General features: G+C 56.4%; 11 protein-coding genes. 3 read left to right on the forward strand and 8 right to left on the reverse strand.

The window, feature by feature from the left end; genetic code table 11:
- The first annotated feature begins 68 nt into the window (after positions 1-68).
- Positions 69-839, forward strand: a complete 771-nt coding sequence (gene mazG, locus RSE16_10020; protein ID WRH75047.1) for a nucleoside triphosphate pyrophosphohydrolase — start codon at positions 69-71, stop codon at positions 837-839.
- On the opposite strand, the gene hflX is transcribed toward mazG, so the two are convergent.
- The 7 genes from hflX to dusB form a co-directional block, all read right to left on the reverse strand.
- The gene (gene hflX, locus RSE16_10025) at positions 836-2,164 is read right to left on the reverse strand and encodes a GTPase HflX (protein ID WRH75048.1); all 1,329 of its coding nucleotides are present in this window, start codon (positions 2,162-2,164) and stop codon (positions 836-838) included. The genes mazG and hflX overlap by 4 nt on opposite strands.
- Positions 2,161-2,658 (reverse strand): RNA chaperone Hfq, encoded by a 498-nt coding sequence (hfq, locus tag RSE16_10030; GenBank protein WRH75049.1) that lies wholly within the window; start codon positions 2,656-2,658, stop codon positions 2,161-2,163. Before hfq ends, hflX begins: the two co-directional genes overlap by 4 nt.
- A 154-nt stretch (positions 2,659-2,812) precedes the next feature.
- On the reverse strand, positions 2,813-4,210 hold the full coding sequence (locus RSE16_10035; GenBank protein WRH75050.1) for a sigma-54 dependent transcriptional regulator: 1,398 nt from the start codon (positions 4,208-4,210) through the stop codon (positions 2,813-2,815).
- A 7-nt stretch (positions 4,211-4,217) separates the two neighbouring features.
- Positions 4,218-6,482: an ATP-binding protein gene (locus RSE16_10040; GenBank protein WRH75051.1), complete on the reverse strand. Its 2,265-nt coding sequence runs from the start codon at positions 6,480-6,482 to the stop codon at positions 4,218-4,220.
- A 70-nt stretch (positions 6,483-6,552) separates the two neighbouring features.
- The gene (locus tag RSE16_10045) at positions 6,553-7,989 is read right to left on the reverse strand and encodes a sigma-54 dependent transcriptional regulator (protein ID WRH75052.1); all 1,437 of its coding nucleotides are present in this window, start codon (positions 7,987-7,989) and stop codon (positions 6,553-6,555) included.
- Positions 7,986-9,071, reverse strand: a complete 1,086-nt coding sequence (locus RSE16_10050) for an ATP-binding protein (GenBank protein ID WRH75053.1) — start codon at positions 9,069-9,071, stop codon at positions 7,986-7,988. The genes RSE16_10045 and RSE16_10050 overlap by 4 nt, the downstream gene beginning before the upstream one ends.
- Before the next feature lie 7 nt (positions 9,072-9,078).
- Positions 9,079-10,077, reverse strand: a complete 999-nt coding sequence (gene dusB / locus RSE16_10055) for a tRNA dihydrouridine synthase DusB (protein WRH75054.1) — start codon at positions 10,075-10,077, stop codon at positions 9,079-9,081.
- Positions 10,078-10,180: 103 nt separating this feature from the next.
- On the opposite strand from dusB, the gene RSE16_10060 reads away from it, so the two are divergent.
- Entirely contained in the window at positions 10,181-11,362 is a 1,182-nt protein-coding gene (locus RSE16_10060) for a bifunctional 2-C-methyl-D-erythritol 4-phosphate cytidylyltransferase/2-C-methyl-D-erythritol 2,4-cyclodiphosphate synthase (GenBank protein WRH75055.1), read from the forward strand.
- Positions 11,359-11,868, forward strand: a complete 510-nt coding sequence (locus RSE16_10065; protein ID WRH75056.1) for a CinA family protein — start codon at positions 11,359-11,361, stop codon at positions 11,866-11,868. The genes RSE16_10060 and RSE16_10065 overlap by 4 nt, the downstream gene beginning before the upstream one ends.
- Here the strand turns inward: RSE16_10065 and RSE16_10070 are convergent.
- The gene (locus RSE16_10070; protein WRH75057.1) at positions 11,844-12,287 is read right to left on the reverse strand and encodes a type II toxin-antitoxin system RatA family toxin; all 444 of its coding nucleotides are present in this window, start codon (positions 12,285-12,287) and stop codon (positions 11,844-11,846) included. The genes RSE16_10065 and RSE16_10070 overlap by 25 nt on opposite strands.
- Between the last annotated feature and the right edge of the window lie 13 nt (positions 12,288-12,300).

The raw sequence follows: 12,300 nt of genomic DNA on the forward strand, positions 1-12,300 counted from the left end.
CCTTAGGCATCGCGATTTTTGACTTAACATAATATATATTATCGTACTGAAAGATCGGCTTGATAACGATGCCCCCCCAGATTGAAAAACTTGCCGACATCATGAAGAAACTGCGCGATCCCAATGGCGGATGCCCTTGGGACCTTGAACAGAATTTTTCGACGATCGCGCCTTATACCATCGAAGAAGCCTATGAAGTTGCCGACGCCATTGAACGTGACGACATGGCCGCGCTGAAGGACGAACTGGGCGACCTTTTATTACAAGTCGTCTTCCACAGCCAGATGGCCAGCGAACAAGGCCATTTCTCGTTACAGGATGTCATCGATGCGATCAGCGACAAGATGCTCCGCCGACATCCGCATGTGTTTGGCGATGGTCGAGCGACCAATGCCAGCACGGTGACCGCCAATTGGGAAGCCATAAAGGCGGCCGAGCGTGCCGGAAAATCTACCGATACCAGCGCGCTTGCCGATGTGGCAGTGGCGCTGCCTGCCCTGATGCGTTCACAAAAATTGCAGAAACGTGCGGCGCGAACCGGTTTCGATTGGCCCGATATCGAAGGTGCAATTGATAAGGTGAATGAGGAAATTGACGAAATTCGAGCCTCTTCAACAGACGCGGAACGGTTTGAAGAGGCTGGCGACCTGTTGTTCGCAGCCGTTAATGTTTGTCGCCTGGCCGGGGTCGATGCCGAAGAAGCCCTGAAAGCGGCCAACCGCAAATTCGAGCGCCGCTTTCGTTCGATGGAGGCGCTCGCCGAAGGCCACTTCGAGCAGCTTGATCTCGACGGCAAAGAGGCACTGTGGCAGCGTGTTAAAACGGCCGAGAAAGCTTAATCTAAAACTATTTCAGGGAATTGCTTGCGGAACTTGCCCCATGATCTGGGCGGAAGCGAGGCCTGAATAATCAGCTTATCCCTGTCTTCCTTGACATTTTCAACCCGTCCGCGGGCATGAAGCCATGCAAGAATTTCGCCATTGCCACTATCGATTTGGAGGCAATGTTCCTCTCGACCTGTACCAATCCCATTGGCAAGCGCCGAAATGAACCGGTCAATCCCCTCGCCGGTCTGCGCTGAAATCAGGAAATGGCGGGGTGAATGGGCGGCCATCTGTGTCAGATCGTCATGCTGTTCGCTATCGAGCTTGTCAGCCTTGTTCCACAATTCGAATATGGGGGCAGCGTCTGGCTCATCGCTGTGGAGATCAAGGCCAAGGTCGCGCAAAATCGCCTCAACATCAGCCTTTTGCGCCTCAGTCGAAGGATGTGCGATATCGCGGACATGGATGATGATATCCGCGCTGGTCACCTCTTCCAGCGTCGCGCGAAACGCAGCGACGAGCTGCGTCGGCAAGTCTGAAACAAAACCCACCGTGTCGGAAAGGATCGCTTTTTCGATACCCGGCAAGCGCAACTCGCGCATGGTCGGATCGAGCGTTGCGAACAACATGTCTTCAGCCAGCACTTTGGCTTGCGTTAACCGGTTGAACAGCGTCGATTTTCCCGCATTGGTGTAGCCCACGAGCGCAATGGTCGGCCAGGGCGCCTTTTTCCGGCGTGCCCGATGGATGCCCCGGGTACGCTGAACCTCTGCCAGTTCACGGCGCAATTTCGCCATGCGGTCGCGTATCATGCGCCGGTCAGCCTCGATCTGCGTCTCGCCTGGGCCGCCCAGAAAGCCAAAGCCGCCCCGCTGGCGTTCAAGGTGGGTCCAGCTGCGAACCAGCCTGCCCGCCTGATAATCGAGATGCGCAAGTTCAACTTGCAGCCGCCCTTCGGCAGTTGCTGCACGCTCGCCGAAAATCTCCAGGATGAGGCCCGTCCGGTCAATGACCTTAGCCTTCACCTTGTCTTCGAGATTGCGTTGCTGGATCGGAGTCAGAGCACCATCGACGATCAGCAATGCGATTTCCCGCTCAGCAATGATCGAGGCAATTTCCTCTACCTGGCCGCCACCCAACAGCGTCGCCGCCTTGGGCGAGCGAACCCGATAATGTCGGCTTTGCAAAACATTAAGGCCGATAGCGGCGGCAAGGCCTGCAGCTTCTTCCAGTCGATATTCTGCGCTTTGCGAGGAGGTTCCCGCAATTTCAGGATATACAAGCAGCGTTGGCGTGCCGCGCGAAAAACCATCTTCCTCACTACGGTTGAAAAGGCTCAATCCCCTTCCCCGTCGGCTTCCTTGTTATACTCGGCGAGATTGACCGGACGCATCGGCTGAATGGTTGAAACGGCATGTTTGTAAACCAACTGCATCACGCCATCCCGTTCCAGCAATAATGAGAAGAGGTCATAGGCCGCGATCGAACCCTGCAGCATGACACCGTTTACAAGAAAGGTCGTCACCGGCTCCTTCTTGTCAAACATAGCATAAAGGAAAACATCCTGCAGCATGCCGGGCCGTTGATGTACATTGGCCATCATCTGCGTAAAGGCTGCGGAATCGGGCGATTGCGAAGGCATGATCGTCGAAATACTGTGCTTGTAGACCAGTTGCGACTGGCCATCGCGGCGCAACAGCAGCGAAAAATTGTCGAACCAAGTCACCACGCCCTGCAGTTTGACACCTTTGACAAGGAACATCGTAACGGGCGTTTTGGATTTACGCAGCGAGTTCAGGAACAGGTCCTGCAGGCCATTATTTTTTTCAGTCATTATCTTATCCTATTATGCTTTTGGGCTTGGATTTTTATTGCCTACAACGCCTTAGGCGGCGTCTGTTACAGTTATACCATCATCAAAGGCCGCAACGAACAGGAAAGTTGCGCCTAATACCAAAAATCCATCGGAACGTTTTGGCGTGTATCCGTCACATCTCCTCGTCGGCAAATTCTTCGCCATTTTTCCGTACGACGATCCCCAGCAGCTTCAGTTTGCGATGAAGTGCCGATCTTTCCATGCCGACAAAGGTAGCGGTTTTTGAAATATTCCCGGAAAAACGGCGGATCTGGACTTGCAGATATTCGCGTTCAAACGCCTCCCGCGCCTCCCGCAGCGGTGCACCCATCAGGGATTGGGCGGCATTTTCGGGCGATGAATAATTGCCGCTGACCTCGGTTGGAAGCATATCCGCCTCGATCTGCCCAAGGCGTTCGGCGGGTGCCAATATGATCGTTCGCTCGATTATGTTGCGCAATTGACGGACATTGCCGGCCCAGTCGCACGCCTGAAGCGCCGCAATCGCATCGTCTGCAATTTCCGGCGGTGGCACACGATGTTCTACCGCGAAACGCGCGGCATAATGCCGGGCAAGCGACGGAATGTCTTCTCGACGTTCAGACAGAGGAGGGATTGCGATCGGGACGACATTAAGCCGATAAAAAAGGTCTTCACGAAACCGCCCCAGTGCAATTTCATGCGCCAGATCGCGTGCCGTCGATGATACGAAGCGCACGTCGACGCGGACCGGACGCGTGCCGCCCACGCGGGTGAAGCTTTGATCGGTGAGCACGCGCAATATCTTGCCCTGCGTCGTTGCAGGCATATCTGCGACTTCATCAAGGAATAATGTGCCGCCATGCGCGCGTTCCAACATACCGGCCTGCAGCAACTGGCCATTTTCCTCGATACCGAACAGTTCCTCTTCAAACCGTTCGGAGCCAAGGCGGGCCGCACTAACCGACAAGAACGGGAACTCCGCGCGTGGGCTCCAGCTATGCAACAGGCGGGCCGCAACTTCCTTGCCGACACCTGCAGGGCCGGTGATCAGCACCCGGCTGCCTGTGCCTGCCACCTTTTTGAGCGTTGCGCGCACCGCATTGATTGCGGTTGATGTGCCGGTCAATTCCTCGGCCTGGCCAACCAGTGCTTTCAGCGTCGCATTTTCGGCCCGCAGTCTTTGCGTTTCGGTTGCCTTGGCAACCAAGTGAAGCAGCTTTTCCGCTTCAAACGGCTTTTCGAGGAAATCGACGGCCCCAGACGATATCGCCGCAACGGCGGTGTCGATATTGCCATGCCCCGAAAACACCACCACCGGGACGTTGGAATCCCGAGCCTTAAACAGTTTCAGCAGTTCAAGACCGTCCATCGACGAACCGCGCAACCATACGTCAAGGAGAACCAGTGACGGCAAACGGTCATCAAATGCGGCAAGGGCATCTTCAGCTGTGCCGGCACTTCGGGTTTCATAACCGTCATCGGAGAGCACGCCAGAAACAAGGTCGCGTATATCCTTTTCGTCATCGATTATGAGGATGTCGAGCGCCATTGAGGGTTCACTCCTGGTCGGGTTCGTTGGAAATGGTGATGGGCGGGTTTGCGAGGATCGAGAGCTTTTGCAGGTCGAACGTCATCCACAAGACCGCCCCACCGGCAAGATCATCTTCGAACCGCAGTTCGCCCATATGTTCTTCGACAATCTTGCTGACGATGGCGAGGCCAAGCCCGGATCCGGTTGCCCGCGTTGTCACATAAGGTTCGAAAATACGCTCACGCGAGTCAGGAAGCCCCTGCCCGTTATCCGCAAAGCGTAACAACAGTTTTTGCCCATCGCTGGAGATGTCGACGCTAATCCGCCCCTGAGGCCCGTCCGGCGCGTCTGCCAACCTACCACGGATCGATTCAACCGCGTTTTTAAGGATATTGGTTGCCGCCTGCCCGATCTGTCGCCGGTCCGCATAAAACAGAACCGGCTGTTCTGCGCGGTTGACGGTAAAATCGATGTCCGGATTTGCCACCTCGAACAAAAAGGCTGCATGGCCGACGATATCTCCAATATCCTCCTCACGGAAGACCGGTTTCGGCATTCGCGCGAAGGAGGAAAATTCATCAACAATGTTGCGCAAGTCACCAACCTGGCGGACAATTGTCCCAGTCAATTGGTCAACAATCTCGGCTTCTTCGCCCTCACCCTTGCCGAAACGTCGGCGCAGCCGTTCGGCGGCGAGTTGGATCGGGGTCAGCGGGTTCTTGATTTCATGCGCGATCCGGCGCGCAACATCAGACCATGCCGCCCGGCGCTGGTCCGATAACTGCTGGGTTATGTCCTCAAACGTCACAACCAGACCATTGCCGACGGCGTTCAGTTTGACCGCGAGTGTCTGCGGTTCGGCGCCATCACCGATCTGCACCACAGCCTGACTTTTTGCCTCTCGTCGCAGATCTTCAATATGGGGCGCAACTTCGGCAAAGGGTCGACCGACTATTGACGGACCATGCGGTGCCAACAGACGTTCAGCCATCGGATTGGCAAGTTGCACCATCCCTGCATCATCGACGCTCAAAATTGCAGAGGAAACCGATCCCAAAATGGTTTCGATGAAATTCTTGCGATCTTCGATCTGACGATTGGCGCTGATTAGGTTGCCCGTCTGGGTTTGCAACCGTTCGGTCATGCGATTGAAAGTGAGCGAAAGAAAGCCAACTTCATCCTTCGCACGCAGTTCTGCCTCTGGCACACGAACCGACAGGTCTCCATCGGCGATTTTTTGCGCGGCGCGGACAAGGTTGTTGACCGGGCTGACCAGCCGGTCGGCGACGAGCAGGGCAATCCAGACGGCAAGCGCGATGATCGCGAGCGATACGATATAGAGCGCTGCATTGAACTGGAACTGGAGCTTTCGTGACCGCGCCTCCATCGCGCGATAGTCCGAAAGGACGCTTTGCGCCTTTTCTCCCAACATGAATGACGGCACGGTCACCGTGCGGCTGGCATAGAGATAGGTGCGCGGCGCATCGAACAAGCGTTGCACCGCGACGATCCTGTCTGAATGTGCAGTGACAACCAGATCCTCACCCGCTTTCAACTTGGTCAGGTCAGCGCCGCTAATCCACTGCCTTTTGCCGCGATCATCGGGCGCGACGACGGCGATTGTTTGTTGCTGGCCCGATGGATCGACCTCGACAATGGCTGATTCGCTTAACTTGCGAAACAGCAACTGGTCATAATAGAAATTGAGAAACGCCGGATTGTTAGGTTTTGTGCGCTCCAAAGTGTAGCGGATGTCGCTTGCCATGGTGACAGTTTCGTCACCCACATCGCGCAGTTTTTCCTCATAATAGCCTTTGGCGAGCGCGCCTGCATTTTCGAGCATGCCCTGCGCCGAGTTCGAAAACCAGAATTGCACGCCGCTTTGGAACAAGACTGATGCGAAAATGGCGAGCACCAGCGCGGGTACCGCCGCAAGGAGCGAAAAGATAACGACAAGCCGCACGTGCAACAGTCCACCCTGCCCTTCGCCCAGCCCGGCCGCTCGTTTCAGCGCAACGCGGCGGCCGAACAGCATCAGTGCAATCGCAGCCGGCAGCAGATTTGCTACCAGCAACATGGCGGCGGCCAAGGGACTTAGCGGCTCGGCCTTTGGCGCCGCACTTGTCAGAACGAAGGTGGTCACGCCCGCCATCACCAAAAGCGCCGAAAAGCTGAAAAGCTCTAGGATGCGGATACGGCGTTCGTCGCCTAGCCAGCCCGCTGCGTCAGACAGCCGGCGACGCCAACTGGTATGTGCTTCCAAGGAACCGGGCTGAACCGTTGTTGCCATTAAGCAACTAATGCCAGCTTATGCGTTGCGCGAAAAGCACATTGTTGCAAAAATAACTCGCTTTGTCCGTTCAGGAGCGCGTTTCGCCGGTACGCGTCGCTCCAATCCCATAGTCAGACAGCTTTTTCCGAAGCGTGTTGCGATTGATACCGAGCATCGCAGCGGCGTGCAATTGATTGCCCTTTGCCTGCCGCATCACAGCCTGCAGAAGCGGCCTTTCAAACGCTGCTAGCGCGCGTGCATAAATTCGCTCGCGGCTTGAACCGCGCTGCTTCTGCTCAGCCATAAACTGCAAAACAGCTGCGTCGAAGGTGCAACCACCAATTGTCGGTTCCTGACCTTCGGCTTGCGGCAAGGCTATCTGACGAATGCTTGCTTCTGAAATCCGATCCTCACGTGTGTTGAGGGCGATGCGATAAACAAAATTCTTCAGTTCGCGGACATTGCCACGCCAGGGCATGGTGGTCATCAGTGCAATCGCATCATCGTCAATCTGCTTCGATGGCAGCCCTTCAGACGCCGCCAGCGACAAGAAGTGCCGGGTCAGCAGGCCAATATCCTCGGGCCGTGCGCGCAATGGGGGGAGTGCGACAGGAACGACGTTCAGCCGGTAATAGAGATCTTCGCGGAATTTGCCTTCCGCGATCAACGCCTCCAGATCCTGGTTGGTCGCAGCGATGATCCTGACGTCAAGCCGGATGCTTGCCTTGCCGCCAATACGGCTGATTGTGCCGCTTTGAAGGGCGCGCAGCAGGCGCGTTTGTGCATGATAAGGCATATCGCCTATCTCATCGAGGAACAGCGTCCCGCCCTGCGCTTGCTCAAACCGTCCAATTCCCTGCCCGACCGCGCCTGTAAACGCGCCTTTTTCATGGCCAAAAAGTTCAGCTTCGATCAGTTCAGCGGGAATGGCGGCCATGTTAACGGCCACGAATGGGCCAGTCTTGCGTTGCCCGAGGCTATGGATAGCCTCTGCCACCAATTCTTTGCCTGTACCGGACTCGCCAAGGATCAACACGCTAAGATCATTGCGCAACAGCCGGGCGACCATGCGGTACACATCCTGCATCGCGGCGCTTCGGCCAACCATCGGCATTGTCGCTTCGAGCAAGGTAGCGTTGTCGCTGCTGCTTTCGCTGCGACGTTTGGCAATGCCCTGTTTGACTGCCAGGATCAGCTCGTCCAGATCGAAGGGCTTGGGAAAATATTCAAATGCGTTGATTTCGCTGGCACGGACTGCGGTATCGAGTGTGTTTTGCGCCGACATAATGATGATCGGCATGTCAGGACTTAGCGCAATGACCTGATCAAGGCTCGATATCCCGTCGCGGTCTTTCAGCACGACATCGGTCAACATCAGATCATAGCGATTGGCTGAAAGCGCCGCATCGCGTGCACTTGCGCTTTCGCATATATCGACTTCTATTCCCTCGGATTCGAGCGCCGATCGCACAACCATGCCGATTGACGGATCATCTTCGACAATCAGGACCCTATCCGAATTCATATGTCATTCTTTCTGGCTGCAACGGGCAGGAATATCCGGAAAACTGTGCGGGCAGCCGCAGCGTCGCGCTCCACCGATATGCGCCCATGCATTTGGGAGAGATATTTGCGCACAATAGCAAGGCCGAGCCCCTGCCCCTCGCGTTTGGTTGTTACAAAGGGCGAGAAAATTTCGTTCTCAATATGCGGTGCGATGCCCGGGCCATTGTCGCTGATGGCGACCTCTACAGGCAATCGAAGCCCCTGATCGCCTTCGCTGCGAAGTGAAGCTCCCATAACAAAACGCGTGGTGATCCCGATCTGCGGGGCTTCCACGCCCGCCATGGCGTCAATGGCATTCTGGATCAGATTGATCAGCACCTGTACCATGGCGTCAGCCTCAATCTGCACGTCGGGCAAGGAGGGGTCATAGCTGATATCAATCAGCGGCATTTGGCGGTTCGCCGCACGTACCGAGCGAATTGCCCGTTCGATCAACTCATGGATGTTTTCTGCGCCCAATTGCCCCGGCATCACGCGCCCCAGATTCTGCATCTGGTCAAGCAATCGGGCTATCCGGTCGACTTCCTGCACAATCAGGTCAGTAAGCGGGGCCTGCTGGGGCTCTACGTTGCGGCTGAGCAATTGCGCGGCCCCCTTGATCCCGGCGAGCGGGTTTTTGATCTCATGCCCCAATATAGCCGGCGTCCCCATGGCCTGCATCTTGCCAGCGTCGGTCTGTTCACCGATCTGGTCGCGAACCGCTTGCCGAGGTACAAGCAGATAGAGCCGGCAATCCGGGTAACCGAGCGGTGTCGATATCATCAAGTCAACATAATTGGCCTGCGCGCCAGTCGTCTGAAAACGCATATTTTGCGCGCTGATATCGCTTTCGCGAACAGCGATCGCTCCATTAAGTCGATCGCTGGCAAATTGCAGCAGCGCGGGTGCAGGTTCACCGATCAATCTGCGGCGGCTGCGCCCGAAAAAGGCTTCTGCGGCTTCGTTGGCAAAAAGGATCGCATTGTCGGCACCAGAAAGCAGTAAGGGCAGCGATATGGTTGACAGCAAAAGCCCGTCTGGCGGGCGATCTGCCGCAGTCATAATGCTTTCAGGCGGCATCGCGCATCAGCAATGGTTCATAAAAACGGGCAAGTTCACCGAGCACTTGATCAGCATCTTCGATGCGGTTGACGTGGTTGCGAAACTCTGCCGACCCGACCAGTCCGCGTGTATACCATCCAATATGCTTGCGCGCGCACGGCACCCCGACCTGCCGGCCATAATGGTCCAACATCGCACGATAATGTTCAACGATCAGGGCATATTGAACGTCCAGCGATGGATCGGAAAGCCGCGTGCCGGTGTTGAACCAATGCATGACCTGTCCCAACAGCCATGGCCGGCCATAAGCGCCACGACCGATCATGACACCATCGGCACCACTTTGATCCAGTGCAGTGTCAGCGTCCTCGACATTGCAAATGTCACCATTGACGATGACGGGGATCTTCACCGCGTCCTTGACCTTGCGGACAAAGGCCCAGTCAGCACTGCCCTTGTACATCTGGTTGCGGGTGCGTCCATGCACGGTCACCAACTTCGCGCCAAGATCTTCGGCAATATGCGCAAGTTCAGGGGCGTTGAGGCTGCCATGGTCCCAGCCCATACGCATCTTGACTGTAACCGGCACTGAAACGGCTTTGACAGTGGCCTCGATCAGGCTTGCGGCGAGCGGCAAGTCGCGCATCAAGGCCGATCCGGCGTCGCCATTGACCACCTTCTTGACCGGGCAACCCATGTTGATGTCGATGATCGCCGCACCGCGATCCTCATTCAGCTTTGCCGCCTCCGCCATTTCCTTCGGCCCACATCCCGCGAGCTGCATGGAGACCGGTTCCTCGGACATGTGCCAAGCGGCCTTTTGCAACGATTGGCGCGTTTCGCGGATCATCGCCTGGCTGGCGATCATTTCGGTGACGTTCAAGCCCGAGCCAAAACGGCGGACAATCGTGCGAAACGGCATATCGGTGACGCCCGTCATCGGTGCCAGGACAACTGGACAGTCGATTTGTAGCGGGCCGATCTGGATCGGTTTAAGTCTCATCATGATACTCTGATGCTGTGACAGTCGGACAGACTGCCTAAAAATTAGGCAGCGCCCTAACGATATTCGGCTTGGCGTGCAAGGGGCGAGCGACTAAGCGCGCTGCATGATCAACGACAGGCCAATTGCTGCGATCATCGTTGCTGCCGGGACCGGAAGCCGCAGTGGCAGCGATGTGCCGAAACAATATCGGACGGTTTCTGGCAAGCCTATGCTTCGGCACAGTGTCGAAGCTTTTGCAGCACATCCAGCAATATCGCGCATCATCATTGTTATCTCTGATCGTCAAGCGCCTTTGGCGGAAGAGGCGCTTGCAGGGCTCTGCGGATTCGACCTGGTCATTGGAGGGGCCGAACGCAGGGATAGCGTAAGAAATGCGCTTCAACATCTTGAAAATAAAGAATTCACTGGATCAATCATGATCCATGATGCTGCGCGACCTTTTCTTTCTGCTGCCGTTATGGACCGATTGATCGCTGCCTTGGAAGAAAGCGAGGGCGCCGTACCAGCACTTCCCATCGTTGATAGCTTATCGCGCTGCGACAGTCATTTTCTGCGAGAAACCGTGGAGAGATCGGGACTTTACCGGATCCAGACCCCCCAGGCATTCCGTCACGAAGTCATTTTTGATGCTCACCGGCGCTGGAACCCCACTGAACCGGCAACTGACGATGCCCGCATGGCAATGGCGGCGGGCTATGACGTGGCGATTGTGGAGGGCGATGAGCGGCTGGCGAAATTCACTTTCGCCGATGACTTCATACGGGAAATAGGGCAATCGGCTCCCATGCAGGACGTGCGCACCGGAATGGGTTATGATGTTCACCGCCTCGCGGTAGGTGAAGAATTATGGCTGTGCGGGCTTCAGATAGCGCATGATAAGGGGCTTGCCGGGCACAGCGATGCCGATGTTGCGCTCCATGCGCTGACCGATGCAGTACTGGGCGCGGCCGCACTCGGTGATATTGGCGACCATTTTCCGCCCAGTGACGCCCAGTGGAAAGGGGCCAGTTCCGACCGTTTTCTGGCCCATGCTGTTCAGCTTGCCTCTGCTCAGGGTTTTGCATTGTGCCATCTTGACGTCACGATCATCTGTGAAGCGCCCAAGATAGGGCCGCATAAACAGGGAATGCGTGCCCGGGTCGCGGAAATCTGCGGCATCGCAATCGATAGGGTGTCGATTAAGGCGACAACCACAGAAAAGTTGGGCTTTACAGGGCGCGGCGAAGGCATTGCGGCGCAGGCTGTCGCAACATTGATCCGCGGTCAGACGGAGCAAACAGCATGATCAACCTTCTCCCGCCTGAAATTGCCGATCTTGCCGAGCATGTTATCGCCGAAAACAAGGCATCCGGACGCATGGTAAGTACCGCCGAAAGCTGCACTGGCGGATTGGTTGCCGCCGCACTGACGGAGGTGGCCGGCAGCAGCGCAGTTCTGCAATCGGGATTCGTCACCTATTCAAATGAAGCGAAGATAAGCCTTCTGGGCGTCAATAGCGAATTGATCGACACATTTGGCGCAGTGTCCATCGCGGTTGCCTGGGCAATGGCACAGGGCGCATTGAAGCGCAGCAGCGCCGACGTCGCGGTTGCGATCAGCGGCGTGGCAGGTCCGGGCGGCGGCACGCCCAACAAGCCCGTCGGAACAGTCGTTTTTGCATTGGCTGAACGGGGCAAGGACCCAGAGGATGTCGTTGCCGACATGATCCGTTTCGGTGAGGACAAAAGCCGCGCGGAAATCCGCATGGCGGCAACGCTGCGCGCGCTTCAGCTGCTCTTGCCGTCGCCGTAAAGAACGTCCGCCCGCTCGATAAAGGCTCCGGTCATCTTGCGCAGCGCATGATCGAAAAACTGGCCAGCCAGCGCTTCGAAAACACGGTTGCGGAATGAAAAGTCGACGGTGAAATCGACTATGCAACCTGTCGGCGTCGGTTCAAACAGCCATTGATTGTGCAGATGCCGCATTGGCCCGTCGAGATAATCAACCTCTATCTTGCTGTGCGGGTGCCGGATCACGCGCGACGTGAAGGATTCGCGCAAGGATTTGAAACCGACGACCAGATCGGCAAGCATTTCGGTTTCATTGTCAGAACGGATACGCACCGCTGCCACCCAAGGCAGGAATTCACCATAGCGGCGGACATCGGCAACAAGATTATACATCTGCACCTGGCTATAGGGCAGCGCGCGACGTTCGTGATGGTGCGGCACGCCCCTGCCCTGC

This window comes from Sphingobium sp., from assembly GCA_035196065.1.
Taxonomy (GTDB): Bacteria; Pseudomonadota; Alphaproteobacteria; order Sphingomonadales; family Sphingomonadaceae; genus Sphingorhabdus_B; species Sphingorhabdus_B rara.

Excerpts from the sequence above, each read along its gene's own strand:
- mazG (WRH75047.1), top strand. The coding sequence starts at position 69 with ATGCCCCCCCAGATTGAAAAACTTGCCGACATCATGAAGAAACTGCGC.
- hfq (WRH75049.1), bottom strand. The coding sequence starts at position 2,658 with ATGACTGAAAAAAATAATGGCCTGCAGGACCTGTTCCTGAACTCGCTG.
- RSE16_10035 (WRH75050.1), bottom strand. The coding sequence starts at position 4,210 with ATGGCGCTCGACATCCTCATAATCGATGACGAAAAGGATATACGCGAC.
- RSE16_10040 (WRH75051.1), bottom strand. The coding sequence starts at position 6,482 with ATGGCAACAACGGTTCAGCCCGGTTCCTTGGAAGCACATACCAGTTGG.
- RSE16_10045 (WRH75052.1), bottom strand. The coding sequence starts at position 7,989 with ATGAATTCGGATAGGGTCCTGATTGTCGAAGATGATCCGTCAATCGGC.
- RSE16_10050 (WRH75053.1), bottom strand. The coding sequence starts at position 9,071 with ATGACTGCGGCAGATCGCCCGCCAGACGGGCTTTTGCTGTCAACCATA.
- dusB (WRH75054.1), bottom strand. The coding sequence starts at position 10,077 with ATGATGAGACTTAAACCGATCCAGATCGGCCCGCTACAAATCGACTGT.
- RSE16_10060 (WRH75055.1), top strand. The coding sequence starts at position 10,181 with ATGATCAACGACAGGCCAATTGCTGCGATCATCGTTGCTGCCGGGACC.
- RSE16_10065 (WRH75056.1), top strand. The coding sequence starts at position 11,359 with ATGATCAACCTTCTCCCGCCTGAAATTGCCGATCTTGCCGAGCATGTT.